The organism is Mycolicibacterium stellerae (genome assembly GCF_003719305.1).
GTDB classification, from domain to species: domain Bacteria; phylum Actinomycetota; class Actinomycetes; order Mycobacteriales; family Mycobacteriaceae; genus Mycobacterium; species Mycobacterium stellerae.
Map to the genome: position 1 here is coordinate 98,588 of NZ_RARC01000021.1, position 17,587 is coordinate 116,174.

General features: G+C 64.6%; 15 protein-coding genes and 2 tRNA genes. 13 read left to right on the forward strand and 4 right to left on the reverse strand.

The genetic code is table 11. The features are described from left to right. Positions 1-2: 2 nt before the first annotated feature. Complete coding sequence (rpmH, locus tag D6M19_RS22880; RefSeq protein ID WP_077100535.1) at positions 3-146, reverse strand: 50S ribosomal protein L34; 144 nt, start codon at positions 144-146, stop codon at positions 3-5. Positions 147-687: 541 nt separating this feature from the next. Between rpmH and dnaA the strand changes: the two genes are divergently transcribed. From dnaA to D6M19_RS22930, 10 genes are all read left to right on the forward strand, one after another. Beyond that, complete coding sequence (gene dnaA / locus D6M19_RS22885; protein WP_123027553.1) at positions 688-2,193, forward strand: chromosomal replication initiator protein DnaA; 1,506 nt, start codon at positions 688-690, stop codon at positions 2,191-2,193. A 506-nt stretch (positions 2,194-2,699) separates the two neighbouring features. Continuing rightward, positions 2,700-3,896, forward strand: a complete 1,197-nt coding sequence (gene dnaN, locus D6M19_RS22890; RefSeq protein WP_206428607.1) for a DNA polymerase III subunit beta — start codon at positions 2,700-2,702, stop codon at positions 3,894-3,896. Between the two features lie 30 nt (positions 3,897-3,926). After that, entirely contained in the window at positions 3,927-4,820 is an 894-nt protein-coding gene (gene gnd / locus D6M19_RS22895) for a phosphogluconate dehydrogenase (NAD(+)-dependent, decarboxylating) (RefSeq protein WP_123027555.1), read from the forward strand. 41 nt (positions 4,821-4,861) lie between these two features. After that, a complete protein-coding gene (recF, locus tag D6M19_RS22900; protein WP_123027556.1) occupies positions 4,862-6,010 on the forward strand; it encodes a DNA replication/repair protein RecF in 1,149 nt (382 codons plus the stop codon). Between the two features lie 22 nt (positions 6,011-6,032). Beyond that, positions 6,033-6,605 (forward strand): DUF721 family protein, encoded by a 573-nt coding sequence (locus D6M19_RS22905; protein WP_123027557.1) that lies wholly within the window; start codon positions 6,033-6,035, stop codon positions 6,603-6,605. A gap of 210 nt (positions 6,606-6,815) precedes the next feature. Next, complete coding sequence (gene gyrB, locus D6M19_RS22910) at positions 6,816-8,882, forward strand: DNA topoisomerase (ATP-hydrolyzing) subunit B (RefSeq protein ID WP_407665393.1); 2,067 nt, start codon at positions 6,816-6,818, stop codon at positions 8,880-8,882. A gap of 34 nt (positions 8,883-8,916) precedes the next feature. Beyond that, a complete protein-coding gene (gyrA, locus tag D6M19_RS22915) occupies positions 8,917-12,675 on the forward strand; it encodes an intein-containing DNA gyrase subunit A (protein ID WP_123027558.1) in 3,759 nt (1,252 codons plus the stop codon). Between the two features lie 34 nt (positions 12,676-12,709). Next, a complete protein-coding gene (locus D6M19_RS22920) occupies positions 12,710-13,525 on the forward strand; it encodes a DUF3566 domain-containing protein (RefSeq protein ID WP_123027559.1) in 816 nt (271 codons plus the stop codon). 59 nt (positions 13,526-13,584) lie between these two features. Further along, a tRNA-Ile gene (locus D6M19_RS22925) sits at positions 13,585-13,658 on the forward strand. A gap of 122 nt (positions 13,659-13,780) precedes the next feature. After that, positions 13,781-13,853 (forward strand) — tRNA-Ala (locus D6M19_RS22930). A gap of 123 nt (positions 13,854-13,976) precedes the next feature. Here D6M19_RS22930 and cwsA read toward each other — a convergent pair. Continuing rightward, positions 13,977-14,411 carry a cell wall synthesis protein CwsA gene (cwsA, locus tag D6M19_RS22935; protein ID WP_123027582.1) on the reverse strand — a complete coding sequence of 145 codons (435 nt, stop codon included), beginning with the start codon at positions 14,409-14,411 and terminating at the stop codon, positions 13,977-13,979. A 107-nt stretch (positions 14,412-14,518) separates the two neighbouring features. Here cwsA and D6M19_RS22940 point away from each other — a divergent pair, with 107 nt between their 5' ends. Beyond that, complete coding sequence (locus D6M19_RS22940) at positions 14,519-15,046, forward strand: peptidylprolyl isomerase (protein ID WP_123027560.1); 528 nt, start codon at positions 14,519-14,521, stop codon at positions 15,044-15,046. A 7-nt stretch (positions 15,047-15,053) separates the two neighbouring features. Here D6M19_RS22940 and D6M19_RS22945 read toward each other — a convergent pair whose 3' ends face one another. Both D6M19_RS22945 and crgA read right to left on the reverse strand, forming a co-directional pair. Further along, positions 15,054-15,470, reverse strand: coding sequence for a PH domain-containing protein (locus tag D6M19_RS22945; protein WP_123027561.1), 417 nt, complete (start codon positions 15,468-15,470; stop codon positions 15,054-15,056). 155 nt (positions 15,471-15,625) lie between these two features. Beyond that, a complete protein-coding gene (gene crgA, locus D6M19_RS22950) occupies positions 15,626-15,889 on the reverse strand; it encodes a cell division protein CrgA (RefSeq protein WP_123027562.1) in 264 nt (87 codons plus the stop codon). A gap of 109 nt (positions 15,890-15,998) precedes the next feature. Here crgA and D6M19_RS22955 point away from each other — a divergent pair, with 109 nt between their 5' ends. Continuing rightward, positions 15,999-16,748: a DUF881 domain-containing protein gene (locus D6M19_RS22955; RefSeq protein ID WP_123027563.1), complete on the forward strand. Its 750-nt coding sequence runs from the start codon at positions 15,999-16,001 to the stop codon at positions 16,746-16,748. 117 nt (positions 16,749-16,865) lie between these two features. Next, positions 16,866-17,587, forward strand: a 722-nt coding sequence (locus D6M19_RS22960) for an adenylate/guanylate cyclase domain-containing protein (protein ID WP_407665394.1), incomplete at its 3' end; no start/stop codon positions are given.

Consider the following 17,587-nt stretch of genomic DNA (forward strand, 5'->3'; position numbering starts at 1 on the left):
GATTACGCAGTCAGCGCGCGGCGGCCCTTACGACGCCGGCTGGACACGATCGACCGGCCCGCGCGGGTCCGCATCCGTAGCCGAAACCCATGCACCCGCGCACGGCGGCGGTTGTTGGGCTGAAAGGTCCGCTTGCCCTTGGCCACGGCTGTCACTCCTTGTTGCGTTTGGCAACCACATCAGACGCACACGCCTGTACGCGATCGCCGTTGGTAAGCTTCGTCTCGCTCGCTAGCCGGCGCGGTCTCCGGGAGTTCCCGATCGCAGCCGTGCCGCCACGTTCGGGCGACTGTTCGAGGGTACTGACGAGATTTCCCTAGGTCAAACCTCCGTCGGCGGCCACCGAAATGTTGACTTCAGTCACAGCAGTCACCTGCTCGGCGTTGCCAAAAAGTCTCCCCCAGGCAATGTTGCAGAACGGTTGGCACTCAGGCAGAAAACTGTTAGCTTCTGCCAATGCCGTTCCCACACCGGGACGGCGACCAGACAACGAAGCGAGGACGCCCGACCAGGTCGCGAGCCCACAGCGGACTGAACCGCTGTGACGAGCCCAGACCCCGCGGCGTCTCCGCCGGTAGACAACAGAGCGACGACGAGTGTCTCTCCACAGGCTGTGGATAACTATGTGGACAGTTCGTCTGCGTTCTCTTGGTGGTCCCTTGGACCAGCTTGAGGGGGTACCCGTCATTGACAGCTGACCCCGACCCTCCCTTTGTCGCCGTGTGGAACACCGTGCTTGCCGAGCTGAACGGTGACACCCGCACAGGCGAGCCGGTCAAAAACGGCGAAACACCGCCACCCAATCTGACCCCACAGCAAAGGGCCTGGTTAAAGCTGGTCAAGCCGCTCGTCATCACCGAGGGCTTTGCCCTGCTTTCGGTTCCTACCAGTTTTGTGCAGAACGAGATCGAACGGCACCTGCGTGAGCCGATCATCTCCGCGTTGAGCCGTCAGCTGGGCCAGCGCGTCGAACTTGGTGTGAGAATCGCCAGTCCCGGCCCAGAGGATCCCGACGACGGACACACCCCGCCGCCCGATAGTTACACCGAATCCGACTCCGACGAGATCGACGAAGTCAGCGAGGCCCTCGCCAGCGCCGAGGAAAGCTGGCCGACCTACTTCTCCCGCGGACCGCGCAACTCGGAAACGAGCGACGACAACTCGATCAGCCTGAACCGGCGCTACACCTTCGACACCTTCGTCATCGGTGCATCCAATCGGTTCGCTCACGCGGCGAGCCTCGCCATTGCTGAAGCGCCTGCTCGGGCCTACAACCCGCTCTTCATCTGGGGTGAATCCGGCCTCGGTAAGACCCACCTGTTGCACGCGGCGGGCAACTACGCCCAGCGGCTGTTTCCCGGCATGCGCGTCAAGTACGTCTCGACCGAAGAGTTCACCAACGACTTCATCAACTCGTTGCGCGATGACCGCAAAGCCTCGTTCAAACGCAGCTACCGCGATATCGACGTGCTGCTCGTCGATGACATTCAGTTCATCGAGGGCAAAGAGGGCATCCAAGAAGAGTTCTTCCACACGTTCAACACACTGCACAACGCGAACAAGCAGATCGTCATCTCATCGGACCGTCCACCCAAGCAACTGGCCACCCTCGAAGACCGGCTGCGAACCCGGTTCGAGTGGGGACTGATCACCGACGTCCAGCCACCGGAGCTGGAGACCCGCATCGCGATCCTTCGCAAGAAGGCTCAAATGGACCGGCTCGACGTTCCCGACGACGTTCTCGAGCTGATCGCCAGCAGCATCGAACGCAACATCCGGGAGCTCGAAGGCGCGCTGATTCGAGTGACCGCTTTCGCATCGCTGAACAAAACCCCGATCGACAAATCACTCGCCGAGATCGTCCTGCGCGACTTGATCGCGGATGTGAACAGCATCCAGATCGGCACCGCAGGCATCATGGCCGCCACCGCGGAATACTTCGAAACCACCGTCGAAGAACTTCGCGGTCCCGGCAAGACCAGGGCGCTGGCCCAGTCCCGGCAGATTGCCATGTACCTGTGCCGCGAACTCACCGACCTCTCACTGCCGAAGATCGGGCAGGCGTTCGGCCGCGATCACACCACGGTGATGTATGCCGAGAAGAAGATTCGCGGCGAGATGGCACAGCGGCGCGAGGTGTTCGATCAAGTCAAGGAACTGACTACCCGCATCCGTCAACGCGCCAAGCGTTGAGCTCAGCGCGGAAAATTCTTCAAAAAACTTCTGTCACCACTGCAACAGCCGTCACACCCCATCGCTGTGCACACCCGTGTGGAGTACTGCCGGATACCGTTCCTCGCCGCCGTCTCTTCCTCCACAGCGGCTGCTGTCTCCCCAGCGATCCCATCGGCGACCCGCACGCGTCCACAAGTAACTCACAACCCGATATCAGCTTCGCCAGCACCGACTGCGCTTAATCCACAACTTCCACAGGACCTAATACTGTTACTTCTATATCTCTGTGGTTTCCTCTCAGAACAAAGGTCCTGGGGACAGCTGCTCATGCCCCGTTCGCGAGATGTCGCGGACGTCCGTTGTCACCGCGATCGATTAGCTTTCATGATCGAGCCGAAAGCTCTACGGTGGTTCTTCGACAGCCGTTACGGTCGTCGCAGCGACGTTGGGGGACCGATGCGAAAGCATCCCGAAACCGCTGGTTAGGGCATAAGTTGTGAGTTGATCGAAGGGACACCATGGACGTGGCGACAACGACGGCAGGTCTCTCCGATTTGAAGTTCCGGCTGGTGCGCGAAGACTTCGCCGACGCGGTCGCCTGGGTGGCCCGCAACCTGCCGACAAGGCCGACGGTTCCGGTGCTGGCCGGTGTGCTGCTGACAGGTTCCGACGACGGTCTGACCATCTCGGGATTCGACTACGAGGTGTCGGCAGAAGTGAAGGTTGCGGCTGAAATAGCTTCTCCTGGAAGCGTTTTGGTGTCCGGTCGGCTGTTGTCAGATATCACGAGGGCGCTGCCGGCCAAGCCGGTGGATGTCAGCGTCGAGGGCACAAGGGTCCTGCTCAACTGCGGCAGTGCGAAGTTCTCCCTGCCGACGATGGCTGTCGAGGACTACCCGACACTGCCATCCCTTCCCGACGAGACGGGTGTCATTTCCGCTGATCTGTTCGCAGAAGCGATCGGCCAGGTGGCGGTGGCTGCCGGCCGCGATGACACCCTGCCCATGTTGACCGGCATCCGTGTCGAAATCTCCGGCGACAGCGTGGTTTTGGCGGCGACGGACAGGTTCAGGCTCGCGGTTCGTGAGCTGACCTGGTCGACCAACGGGGCAGATGTCGAAGCGGCCGTGCTGGTGCCGGCCAAGACGTTGGCGGAAGCCGCGAAGGCGGGCACGGGTGCAGGCGATGTGCATCTGTCGCTGGGCGCCGGGTCGGCCGTCGGCAAGGAGGGGCTGCTCGGCATTCGGAGCGACGGCAAGCGCAGCACCACGCGACTGCTCGATGCGGAGTTCCCGAAATTTCGTCAGCTGCTTCCCGCCGAACACACGGCCGTCGCGACGGTCGGCGTCGCCGAGTTGACCGAAGCGATCAAGCGTGTTGCCCTCGTCGCCGACCGCGGTGCGCAGGTGCGCATGGAGTTCGGCGACGGAGCACTCAAGTTGTCGGCAGGGGCCGACGACGTCGGTCGTGCCGAGGAGGACCTGCCCGTCGACTTCGCGGGTGAACCGTTGACCATCGCCTTCAACCCGACGTATCTCACCGACGGGTTGGGTTCGTTGCACTCAGAACGTGTCACGTTCGGCTTTACGACACCCAGCCGTCCTGCGGTGTTGCGTCCCGCAGGCGACGATGGTGACGACACTGCCGGCGGTGCCGGCCCGTTCCCGGCGGCGCAGACCGACTACGTCTACCTGTTGATGCCGGTGCGGCTCCCGGGATAGGGAGCCAACCCGCGAAGAAAGAGGCGTTACATGCAATTGGGTTTGATCGGCCTTGGCAAGATGGGCTTCAACATGCGCGAGCGTCTGCGCGAAGGCGGCCATGAGGTCATCGGGTATGACCCCCGTCCGGAAGTCACTGATGTGCCGACGCTCGCGGCTCTCGCCGAGGCGCTCGAAGCACCCCGTGTGGTGTGGGTGATGGTGCCGTCCGGCCACATCACCGATTCGACGATCACCGATCTCGCCAAGGAACTGTCGGAGGGCGATCTCGTCATCGACGGCGGCAACTCGCGCTATACCGAGGATGGTCCGCACGCGAAGATGTTGGCCGAAAAAGGAATTGCGTTCATCGACGCCGGGGTGTCCGGAGGCGTCTGGGGACTCAAGGAAGGCTACGGCCTGATGGTCGGCGGCAGCGACGAGGATGTGGCGCGGGCCATGCCGATCTTCGAAACATTGCGCCCGCCTGGTGAGCTGGCCGACGGTTTCGTCCACGCCGGGCCGGTCGGCGCGGGTCATTACGCCAAGATGGTGCACAACGGCATCGAGTACGGGCTGATGACGGCATACGCCGAGGGTTATGAGCTGCTGGCCGCAGAGGAGCTGATCAAAGACACCCAAGCCGTCATCCAGGCGTGGACCAACGGAACCGTCGTGCGGTCCTGGTTACAACAGCTGCTGGCCAAGGCGCTGAAGGAAGACCCGGACTTCGATGCGATCACCGGCTACACAGAGGACTCCGGTGAAGGCCGGTGGACGGTCGAGGAGGCCATCAACCACCGCGTCCCGATGCCGGTGATCGCGGCATCGCTGTTCGCGCGGTTCGCATCTCGGCAGGACGATTCGCCGACCATGAAGGCGGTGTCGGCGCTGCGAAACCAGTTCGGTGGCCATGCGGTGAAGCGGATCAGCGAGTCCGGATAGCACCGGCGGCAGGCAACGGAGCGACTCCGGGAATCGATGCAGTGTACGTCCGCCGTCTGGGACTACAGGACTTCCGGTCATGGGCACAGGTCGATCTGGAGCTCGAACCGGGGCGCACTGTATTCGTCGCACCTAACGGCTACGGTAAGACCAATCTCGTTGAGGCGCTGTGGTATTCGGCAACGCTGGGCTCTCATCGGGTCGCATCGGATGCGCCGTTGTTACGCGCCGGCGCGGAGCGGGCGATCATTTCCACCATCGTGGTGAACGACGGCCGCGAACTGGCGATCGACCTGGAGGTGTTGGCGGGCCGCGCGAACAAGGCGCGGCTGAACCGTTCCCCGGTGCGGTCGGCGCGCGAGGTGCTCGGCGTCCTGCGCGCGGTGATGTTCGCGCCGGAGGACCTGGCGCTGGTACGTGGGGATCCCGCCGAGCGGCGGCGCTACGTCGACGAGCTCGCGACGACGCGGCGCCCGCGGATCGCGGCGGTACGTGCCGATTACGACAAGGTGTTGCGGCAGCGGACGGCGTTGCTCAAAACCGCGGGGGCCGCACGTCATCGCGGCGACCGCGGTGTGGCCGACACCCTCGACGTCTGGGACGGGCACCTGGCCGAGCATGGGGCCCAGCTGGTCGCGGCCCGGGTCGAGCTCGTCAACGAACTCAACCCGGAGGTCGAGAAGGCGTATCAGCTGCTGGCTCCGGCGTCTCGTCCGGCGTCGATCCAGTACCGCAGCAAGGTCGAGCAGATCGACGGGCAGAACGAGACGGTGGAATTCTTCGAAGCGGCGCTGCTCGATGCGTTGACCCGCCGCCGAGATGCCGAGATCGAACGCGGTGTCTGCCTGGTCGGGCCACATCGCGACGATCTGGAACTTCGGCTCGGTGACCAGATCGCGAAAGGCTATGCAAGCCATGGGGAATCGTGGTCGATGGCGCTGGCGTTGCGGCTCGCCGCCTACGAACTGCTTCGCGCCGAGGGCGGCGATCCGGTGCTGCTGCTCGACGACGTTTTCGCCGAGCTGGACTCCGCTCGCCGGCGGGCGCTCGCCGATGTGGCGGCCTCGGCGGAGCAGGTGCTGGTGACCGCGGCCGTCGGCGACGACATTCCCGGCGACTGGGACGCGCGCAGGATCGAGATCTGCATGCGCGACGACGACAGTGGCCGAGTGTCGGTGGTGGGAGCGTGAGTCGAGGCATTGGGTTCCGAAGATGACTGAAGACGGCGAAGAAGCCGAGACCGGCGATGGTTTCGAACCGCCCGACCATCTGGCCGGGCTCACAGGCATGGACCTGGTCCGCCGCACGCTGGAGGAGGCGCGTGGCGCGGCCCGCAGCCAGGGCAAGAATGTCGGACGCGGCCGCACGTCGCCAACCGCCCGACGCGTCGCGGGCCGTCGGCGCGCGTGGTCGGGGCCGGGGCCCGACCTGAGGGATCCACAGACGCTTGCCGCGGCGACGCAGGATCTGGCGCGAACGCGCGGATGGTCGGGGCGGGTTGCCGAGGGCACCGTCCTCGGGCAGTGGCAAACAGTGGTCGGGGAGCAGATTGCCGCCCACGCGACCCCGACGGCGCTGCGCGAAGGGGTGCTGAGTGTGTCCGCCGAATCCACGGCGTGGGCCACTCAATTACGGATGGTGCAAGCGCAACTCCTGGCTAAAATCGCGGCAGCAGTCGGCGACGGCGTGGTGACGTCACTGAAAATCGTCGGGCCGGTCGCGCCGTCGTGGCGTAAGGGCCGGTACCACATCGCCGGCCGCGGACCGCGCGACACGTACGGTTGACCGCCGTCGGGCCAGTTGGCTGAGAGCCGCCAGAAGGCCGCAAGCATACTTCTCAAGCGTCATGACGCACCTCTGATCGAAAAATTCCACAGGCGGCGCAAACAGGTGTGCAGAAACGCGCCCTCAGAATCGGTCCTACGGCCAGTTCCCGGTAGACTGGTCAAGTGATTTGCCGGCGGTACCACCACCGCCGCTGCGACCCCCGAGGAGATGCTGGCGACCGTGCCTGCCGCTAAGAAGACTGCGCCTGCCGCTAAGAACACAAAGAAGAAGGAATACGGCGCCAGCGCCATCACCGTCCTGGAAGGTTTGGAGGCGGTCCGCAAACGCCCCGGCATGTACATCGGGTCCACCGGCGAGCGTGGTTTGCACCACCTCGTCTGGGAGGTCGTCGACAACGCCGTGGACGAGGCGATGGCCGGATACGCATCGAAAGTCGACGTCCGGATCCTCGAGGACGGCGGCGTCGAGGTGGCCGACGATGGGCGCGGCATCCCCGTCGAGATGCACTCCAGTGGCGCCCCCACCGTCGACGTCGTGATGACCCAACTGCACGCGGGCGGCAAGTTCGGCGGCGAGAACAGCGGCTACAACGTCAGCGGCGGCCTGCATGGTGTCGGCGTATCCGTGGTGAACGCGCTGTCCACCCGGCTCGAGGTGGACATCTCCCGCGACGGCTATGAATGGTTCCAGTCCTATGACCGCGCGATGCCAGGCACCCTCAAGCAGGGCGATGCCACCAAGAAGACCGGCACGACGGTCCGGTACTGGGCCGACCCGAATGTCTTCGAAACCACCAACTACGACTTCGAGACCGTGGCCCGGCGGCTGCAGGAGATGGCCTTCCTCAACAAGGGCCTGACCATCACCCTCGCCGACGAGAGGGTGACACCGGCGGAAGTAACCGACGAGGTCGTCAGCGATACCGCCGAAGCACCGAAGTCCGCGGAGGAGAAAGAGGCCGAGGCCAAGGCGCCGCACAAGGTGAAGAACCGCACCTTCCACTACCCCGGCGGGCTGGTCGACTACGTCAAGCACATCAACCGAACCAAGACCCCGATTCAGCAGAGCATCATCGACTTCGACGGCAAGGGCGAAGGCCACGAGGTCGAGGTCGCGATGCAGTGGAACGCGGGATATTCGGAGTCCGTGCACACCTTCGCCAACACCATCAACACCCATGAGGGCGGCACCCACGAAGAAGGGTTCCGGGCAGCGTTGACGAGCGTGGTCAACAAGTACGCCAAGGACAAGAAACTGCTCAAGGAAAAGGACCCCAACCTGACCGGCGACGACATTCGCGAGGGCCTGGCAGCGGTGCTGTCGGTGAAGGTGTCCGAACCGCAGTTCGAAGGCCAGACCAAGACCAAGCTGGGCAACACCGAGGTGAAGTCGTTCGTCCAGAAGATCTGCAACGAACAGTTGAGCCACTGGTTCGAGGCGAACCCCGCCGAGGCGAAAACCGTTGTGAACAAGGCGGTCTCGTCGGCGCAAGCGCGCCTTGCGGCCCGCAAGGCCCGCGAGCTGGTGCGCCGCAAGAGCGCCACCGACATCGGCGGGCTGCCCGGCAAGTTGGCCGACTGCCGGTCCACCGATCCGCGCAAATCCGAACTCTATGTGGTGGAGGGCGATTCGGCAGGCGGCTCGGCCAAGAGCGGCCGCGACTCGATGTTCCAGGCGATCCTTCCGCTGCGCGGCAAGATCATCAACGTCGAGAAGGCGCGCATCGACCGGGTGCTGAAGAACACCGAAGTGCAGGCGATCATCACCGCGCTTGGCACCGGTATCCACGACGAGTTCGACCTGACCAAACTGCGCTACCACAAGATCGTGCTGATGGCCGACGCCGACGTCGACGGCCAGCACATTTCGACGCTGCTGCTGACCCTGTTGTTCCGGTTCATGAAGCCGCTGGTGGAAAACGGGCACATCTTCCTGGCGCAGCCGCCGCTGTACAAGCTGAAGTGGCAGCGCAGCGAGCCCGAATTCGCCTACTCCGACCGGGAGCGCGACGGTCTGCTCGAAGCGGGCAAGAAGGCGGGCCGCAAGATCAACGTCGACGACGGCATCCAGCGCTACAAGGGCCTCGGCGAGATGGACGCCAAGGAACTGTGGGAGACCACGATGGACCCGTCGGTCCGCGTGCTGCGCCAGGTGACGCTCGACGACGCCGCGGCCGCCGACGAACTGTTCTCGATTCTGATGGGCGAAGACGTCGAGGCCCGCCGCAGCTTCATCACCCGCAATGCCAAAGACGTTCGCTTCCTGGATGTTTAGCGATAATTACGCCACAAAATAGGACTGAAACCATATGACTGACACCACGTTGCCGCCCGGCGACGAAGCTGGAGATCGCATCGAGCCTGTTGACATCCAGCAGGAGATGCAGCGGAGCTACATCGATTACGCGATGAGCGTGATCGTCGGCCGCGCGCTGCCGGAGGTCCGCGACGGCCTCAAGCCCGTGCACCGCCGCGTGCTCTACGCGATGTTCGACTCGGGCTTCCGGCCCGACCGCAGCCACGCGAAATCCGCACGGTCCGTTGCCGAGACGATGGGCAACTACCACCCGCACGGCGACGCGTCGATCTACGACACCCTGGTCAGGATGGCCCAGCCGTGGTCGCTGCGCTACCCATTGGTCGACGGGCAGGGCAACTTCGGCTCGCCGGGCAACGACCCGCCGGCCGCCATGAGGTACTGCATCACGGGTGACGCACTGGTCCGGTTGCCGCTCGGGCAGTCTGTGCGTATTGCCGATGTCGTTGAGGGAGCACGTCCGAACACCGACAACGAGGTCGACCTCAAGGTTCTCGATCGGCACGGCAACCCTGTCACCGCTGATCGCCTGTTCCATTCCGGTGATCACCAGACCTTCACCGTCACCACGGCGCAGGGCTATGCGATCACGGGGACTGCAAACCATCCGTTGTTGTGCCTCGTAGATGTCGGGGGTATACCAACGCTGTTCTGGAAGCTCATCGAGGAGATTCGGCCGAACGACTATGTCGTTTTGCAACGAACACTGCCGACAGAATTGGGTGCAGCGGGCTGGCACGACGCCCTGGAGGCGCTGCTTCTGGGCGCGTTTGTCAGCGAGGGGTTTGTCTCGGAGACGCGTGCCGGCTTCAACAACCTCGACCGCGACTATTTCGACATGGTTGTCGCGGCTTACGACGCCATCGTCGGTGGCGCGCGCTACACGTCCACCCGCACCATTGCTTCGGGCTCCTCGCTCCACGAGCTCGATATCCACAATCTGACTGCGCTGAAGAAGACACGTCTACGGGATTTGGTGGGCCAGCGTTCCGCCGATAAGTCTGTGCCCGAATGGCTTTGGCACGCGCCAGCCGCAGTAAAGCGCGTCTTTCTGCAGGCGCTGTTTGAGGGCGATGGGTCCTGCTCTGCCCTGCCACGCAACACGATCCAAGTCTCATATTCGACCCGCAGCGCCCGTCTGGCGGCTGATGTCCAGCAGATGCTGCTGGAGTTCGGTGTGGTCTCAAGCCGGTACCGACACGCGACCGGCGAACATAAGGTGGTTCTCACCAATCGAGGTCAAGCCGAGCTGTTTGCCGACCAAATCGGTTTCGGCGGCGTCAAACAGGTGAAACTTCAGACACTGCTGAGTGCACTTCCTCGACGTGCTGCGGGACGTGACAACGACCTCGTCCCTGGCTTGGCCGCTTTCGTCCGTGCGCATAGCGGCGGGCGATGGGTGGACAAGGAATGGTTGCGCAAGCACAACATCGACGGCATCGAGCGTTGGCGGCGTGACGGCGCGGAGATCCGCAGCCACATCGCCGATCCTGATGTGCGTGCAATCGCAGAAGAGCTCACTGATGGCCGTTTCTACTACGCGCGCGTTGCCGCTGTGACCGATGCGGGCGTCCAACCCGTCTACAGCCTGCGGGTCGATTCAGCCGACCACGCGTTCATCACAAACGGATTCGTCAGCCACAACACAGAAGCCCGTCTCACGCCGTTGGCGATGGAGATGCTGCGTGAAATCGACGAGGAGACAGTCGATTTCATCCCCAACTACGACGGACGCGTGCAAGAGCCGACCGTCCTGCCCAGCCGGTTCCCCAACCTGTTGGCCAACGGGTCCGGTGGCATCGCGGTCGGTATGGCGACCAATATGCCGCCGCACAACCTGCGTGAGCTCGCCGAGGCGGTGTTCTGGTGCCTGGAGAACTTCGACGCCGACGAGGAAGCGACGCTCAAGGCGGTCACCAAGTACGTGAAGGGCCCTGACTTCCCGACGCACGGCCTGATCGTCGGCTCGCAGGGCATCAACGACACGTATTCCACCGGCCGTGGTTCGATCCGGATGCGCGGCGTCGCGGAAATCGAAGAGGACTCCCGCGGACGAACCTCGCTCGTCATCACCGAGCTGCCCTATCAGGTCAACCACGACAACTTCATCACCTCGATCGCCGAGCAGGTCCGCGACGCCAAGTTGGCGGGCATCTCCAACATCGAGGACCAGTCCAGCGACCGGGTCGGCCTGCGGATCGTGGTCGAGCTCAAGCGCGACGCGGTGGCCAAGGTGGTGCTCAACAACCTCTACAAGCACACCCAGCTGCAGACCAGCTTCGGCGCCAACATGCTCTCGATCGTCGACGGGGTGCCGCGCACACTGCGTCTCGATCAGCTGATCCGGCATTACGTCAACCACCAGCTCGATGTGATCGTCCGGCGCACCACGTACCGGTTGCGCAAGGCCAACGAACGGGCCCACATCCTGCGCGGCCTGGTCAAGGCGCTCGATGCCCTCGACGAGGTCATCGCGTTGATCCGGGCGTCGGAGACCGTCGACGTCGCCCGCCAGGGCTTGATCGAGTTGCTCGACATCGACGAGATCCAGGCGCAGGCGATCCTGGACATGCAGCTGCGCAGGCTGGCCGCCCTGGAGCGGCAGCGCATCGTCGACGATCTGGCGAAGATCGAGGCCGAGATCGCCGACCTGGAAGACATCCTGGCCAAGCCGGAGCGCCAGCGGGCCATCGTGCGCGACGAGCTCAGCGAGCTCGTCGACAAATACGGCGACGACCGGCGGACGAGAATCATCGCAGCGGACGGCGAGGTCAGCGACGAGGACCTGATCGCCCGCGAGGATGTCGTCGTCACGATCACCGAGACCGGCTACGCCAAGCGCACCAAGACCGATCTGTACCGCAGCCAAAAACGCGGCGGCAAGGGCGTTCAGGGCGCGGGGCTCAAGCAGGACGACATCGTCAACCACTTCTTCGTCTGCTCGACCCACGACTGGATCCTGTTCTTCACCACGCAGGGCCGGGTGTACCGGGCCAAGGCCTACGACCTGCCCGAAGCGTCCCGGATCGCGCGTGGCCAGCACGTCGCGAACCTGCTGGCGTTCCAGCCCGAAGAGCGCATCGCCCAGGTCATCCAGATCAAGAGCTACGAGGACGCGCCGTATCTGGTGCTGGCCACCCGCAACGGGCTGGTCAAGAAGTCGAAACTCACCGACTTCGACTCCAACCGCTCGGGAGGGATCGTCGCGGTGAACCTCCGCGACGGCGACGAGTTGGTGGGTGCGGTGTTGTGCGCGGCCGAGGACGACCTGCTGCTGGTGTCGGCCAAGGGCCAGTCGATCCGCTTCGCGGCAAACGATGAGGCGCTACGGCCGATGGGCAGGGCGACCTCTGGTGTCCAGGGCATGCGGTTCAACACCGACGACGCGCTGCTGTCACTGAACGTGGTCATTCCTGACACGTTCCTGCTGGTCGCGACGGCCGGCGGGTACGCAAAGCGCACCGCGATCGACGAGTACCCGGTGCAGGGTCGCGGCGGCAAAGGGGTATTGACCATCCAGTTCGACAAGCGACGTGGCAGTCTGGTTGGTGCGTTGGTGGTCGATGACGAAACCGAGCTTTACGCGATCACGTCGGGCGGGGGCGTCATCCGAACCGCTGCGCGCCAGGTCCGGAAGGCCGGACGGCAGACCAAGGGTGTTCGGTTGATGAACCTGGGTGAGGGCGCGACACTGATTGCGATCGCTCGCAATGCAGAGGAAAGCGACGCCGAGCCCGAAGGCGCTGAGTAAGGCCAGGCGACGTGTCCGACGGTAAGGAGCCGGAGTGACTTCACCGAACGAGGCGGGCTATCCGCACTCGGGGGAAGGTAGTGGCAACGGTTCCGTGCCCGGCGACCCCGAAACGGGTTCACTGGGTAATGCGATGGGCCGCGAGGTGCCGCCATGGCAGCGCGGCCCATCTGCCCGCGCGACACAGAATCCGCGCGCGCCGCGGGAACCCCGCCCCGAGCCTCACCGCGGCGGCCACGCCCCTGGCGCGGACGCCCGCCTCAACCGGTTCATCTCCGGCGGGTCGCCGGCGCCCGCCGCAGAGGCCGAACCGGCGCCCGCGCGCAACGAGCCGGTGATCACCGAGGCGTATCAGAGCGAATTGCCCGACCTGTCCGGCGGGCCTGCACGCCCGCCCCAGCGCAAGCCCGTACCCGAGCGCACCGAGCCACCGGTGCGCGCCCCGGCGCCCGGCCGCGTCCAGGTGGCCGGTCGCACGCATTCGGGCCCCGTGCGGGCGGCGATGCAGATTCGCCGGATCGACCCGTGGAGCGCGCTGAAGGTGTCGCTTGTGCTGTCGGTCACGCTGTTCTTCGTCTGGATGATCGCGGTTGCGTTCCTTTACCTCGTGCTGGGCGGCATGGGGGTGTGGGCCAAGCTCAACAGCAACGTCGGCGACCTGCTCACCAGCGCGAGCGGCCAGGCAGGAGGCGAGCTGGTGTCCAGCGGGACGATCTTCGGCGGCGCCGCACTGATCGGGCTGGTCAACATCGTGCTGCTGACGGCGATGGCCACCGTCGGCGTGTTCATCTACAACCTGACCACCGACCTTGTCGGCGGTATCGAGGTGACGCTGGCCGACCGCGATTAATCCGGTTTGGGTCGAGCGTCGCAATTACGGTAATCTCGGCGCTCGGCCATATGCGACACGGGCCTATAGCTCAGGCGGTTAGAGCGCTTCGCTGATAACGAAGAGGTCGGAGGTTCGAGTCCTCCTAGGCCCACGGAAAGGGTCACCATGAGACTGGTTTTGCTGGTCGTCGCGGTGGCGTTGGCGGTACTCGTGGTGCGGTCGCGACATGGCGTCGAGGTGTGGCACGCCGCCGCCGATCAACCTTCCTGAAACGGGGCCTTAGCTCAGTTGGTAGAGCGCTGCCTTTGCAAGGCAGAAGTCAGGGGTTCGAATCCCCTAGGCTCCACAATTTTTGTGCTCCGCCCGCGCGGTAAAGCCGCCGAAATCTGCATGCGGGTCGTGGTCGGACAAAATCAACGACCACTGTGCAGAAGTCGCGGATGAAAGCGACGTCAAGCAGTCCTAGGGCTTAGGGCTTCGGGGTGACCTCGACGCTCGGCGGCCGCGGCGACGGGTCGGGTTGCATCGAGCGGCGGATGATCGAAAACGCCACTGCGCCAACGCCAACCACCGTCACGCCCACGGCCACCAGGACGATCGGGCGCGGCCGCCGCTTCGGCTTGCGGGCATCGGCGATCGCCTGAGGAAGGTTCGCGAGTACCTCCCTGGCCTCGGCGAGCTCGCCGGCGATCGCAACCTGCGCGTCCTCGAACTCCTTGGCGAGGTCCTTGGCGAGCTTGCTCTTCTCGACGCGCTGACGCAGGCTGCTGGCCGCGGAGTGCGCGCCCTGCCAACTCAACCCGACCGTGCCCCGCGTTACGTCGACCGGCCCAACCGCGGTGTAGCGCAGGCCGCGCGACAAGCGTTGTCCCGGGCTCAGTCGAGCGTCCGTCTTCGAGCTCATCTCCACCTCTTTCGCGGCCGTGATTGCAGTCGAATACCCACCCTGCCATCAGGGCAACGCAATGGTGGCCGGTTCGGCGCCAACCGCGCATGGCAGACTGACTCCCCGTGACGAGCCCCATTCAGACAGCGACCGCGACCCTGCACACCAATCGTGGTGACATCAAGATCGCACTGTTCGGAAACCATGCCCCCAAGACCGTCGCGAACTTCGTCGGACTGGCGCAGGGCAGCAAGGACTACAGCACCGAGAACGCGACGGGCGGCACCTCGGGCCCGTTCTACGACGGCGCCGTGTTCCACCGGGTGATCGACGGCTTCATGATCCAGGGTGGCGACCCCACCGGAACGGGCCGCGGCGGACCCGGCTATCAATTCGACGACGAGTTCCACCCGGAGCTTCAGTTCGACAAGCCGTATCTGCTGGCGATGGCCAATGCCGGGCCGGGCACCAACGGCTCCCAGTTCTTCATCACCGTGGGCAAGACACCGCACCTCAACCGGAAGCACACCATCTTCGGTGAGGTCGTCGACCCCGAGTCGCAGAAGGTCGTCGACGCGATCGCGACCACGGGCGTCGACCGCAGCGACCGGCCCACCGAGCCTGTGGTGATCGAGTCGATCACCGTCTCCTGACGGCGGTCTAGCGGCCAGTGAGCCCGGCCGCAGTAAGTGCATCCAGCACGTCCAGCGGGTCGGCGCCCAGATCCCACCGGGTCAGCACGAACAGTTGATCGTCTGCTGCGTCGATCTCGAGTAGCCGGACCTTTCGGGCTATCCGCCGGAATTCGGTGATTCGGACGATCTTGATATCGGCCTTTTCGAGCCGGTGTGTACGCAGTGGCCCGCGTATTGATAGACCGCCGTCGCTGATTGCCAGTTTTGGCCGGGCACGCCAGGAAAGGGTTGCAAACAACAGCAGTCCGGCAGCGGCAATGATTGTCAAGACCCGGCCGGGAGCGTCTGTGACAAGGGTCACAGCGCCGATAGCCATCATAAGTCCGAGTACGCCACACGCCGCGACGGCCAAAGCCGGCGGGCTCCACTGAGTTTGCTGCACGACTAATTCACACCCCTTTACCCCGGTTTATGGGGTTATCCACAAGTGCTATCCCCAATGGGGATGAATCACATCGATGTGATTGGGTGGCCATCAGGTTGCGGAACGGGTAACGCGCCAAGTCCAAGATGAATTCATCAGGACGGATGCGACTGTCACCGCCAGCGCATTGTTAGCAACAAGCCGGTGATCATGAAGGCAAACGCGATCGCGTAATTCCACGGGCCGAGTTCGGCGAGGAACGGAATCGACGACGATGCCAGCTGGAACACCAACAGCCAGGCAAGGCCGACCACCATCAAGCCGAGGAAGAACACCACGAACCAGGTGCTCGACGGGCCGGCCTTGACCTTGACCGGAGTGCGGCTGACCGGGTTGACGGTGAAGTCGTTCTTCTTGCGAACCTTGGACTTGGGCATGGTTACCTTCACAAACACTCGGCGCCATTGGTGCGACGATGAAGCGGGAATCGCTTACGAGGTTAACGTAGGTCGGCCACAGATCGAGAATGCGACGGGGGAGCAGCCGATGGCAGAGTCCGCGCAGACTGCCTGGCGCTTCGGTGTGCCGGTGGTCTGCCTGCTGGCCGGGGTGCTGCTGGCGGCCACCCACGGCGTCTCCGGCGGCGACGAGATCAGGCGCAGCGACGCGCCCCGGCTGGTGGACCTGGTCAGGGAAGCCCAGCAGTCGGTGGACCGGCTCAGCGCTCAGCGCGACCAGTTCGTCACCGAGATCGACACCCATCACGGCGGATCACCTGGCGCCGACGCCGCGCTCGCCGCGATCCAGCACCGCAACGAAAGCCTGGCCGCCGACGCCGGCCTAGACCCGATCCGCGGCCCCGGCCTCGTCGTCACCCTCACCGACGCCCAGCGCGACGCCAACGGCCGCTTCCCACGCGACGCATCCCCCGACGACCTCGTCGTGCATCAGCAGGACATCCAGGCCGTGCTCAACGCCTTGTGGAGCGGCGGCGCCGAAGGCATCCAGATGCAGGATCAGCGGATCATCGGAACGTCGGCACCGCGATGCGTCGGCAACACGCTTCTGCTCAACGGCCGCACCTACAGCCCGCCATACGTCATCACCGCTGTCGGCGACGCCGTCGCGATGCAGGCCGCCCTGGCGGCCGCCCCCCTTGTGACGCTCTACAAGCAGTACGTGGTGCGGTTCGGGCTGGGATATTCGGAGGAGCCCCGCGCGTCGGTCGACGTGGTCGGGCACGCCGAGCCGGTTCGGATGCGGTTCGCCAAGCCCGCGGGCCCCATCGGCTACTGAACACCTCGAGACGCATATACGGGGTTTCGCGGATGTTTTCTCCCGCCTGCACTTCACATGCTGGCTAGCATGAGCGCACCCGAAGCATGGAGCGACTTCGCGGACGTGAGGAGCAAGATGGCCTCCGCTGTGAGCGAGCTGCCGACTGGAACCGTGACCCTGCTGCTCGCCGACGTCGAGGGCTCGACACGGCTGTGGGAGACCCAACCCGACGAGATGGCCGCGGCGCTGGGGCGGCTCAACGACGCGGTGACCCGACTCGTCTCCGGCCATGACGGTGTGCGGCCGGTCGAACAGGGCGAGGGCGACAGCTTCGTGGTGGCCTTCGCCAGGGCCAGCGACGCGGTGGCGTGCGCGCTGGAACTGCAGCGCGCACCGTTGGCGCCGATCCGGTTGCGCATCGGCGTGCACACCGGTCAGATCCAGCTGCGTGACGAGGGTAACTACGCCGGACCGACCATCAACAGGACCGCGCGCCTGCGCGACCTCGGCCACGGCGGCCAGACGCTGCTGTCGGGCGCGACCGAGCCGTTGGTCGTCGACTGGCTGCCCGACGATGCGTGGCTGACCGATCTGGGTACACACGCGCTACGGGACCTGCCCCGCCCCGAGCGGGTGGTGCAGCTGTGCCACCCCGACACCTGCAACGACTTCCCGCCGCTGCGGGCATCGAAAAGCGTTGAGACGTCGAACCTCCCGGTCCAGCTCACCAGATTCATCGGCCGCGGCGCACAGATGGACGATGTACGACGACTGTTGGCTGACAACCGGCTGGTGAACCTGACCGGGGCCTGCCTCCGATACACATCTGACGCTGCCGACGGAGGCCTAGGTGTAGA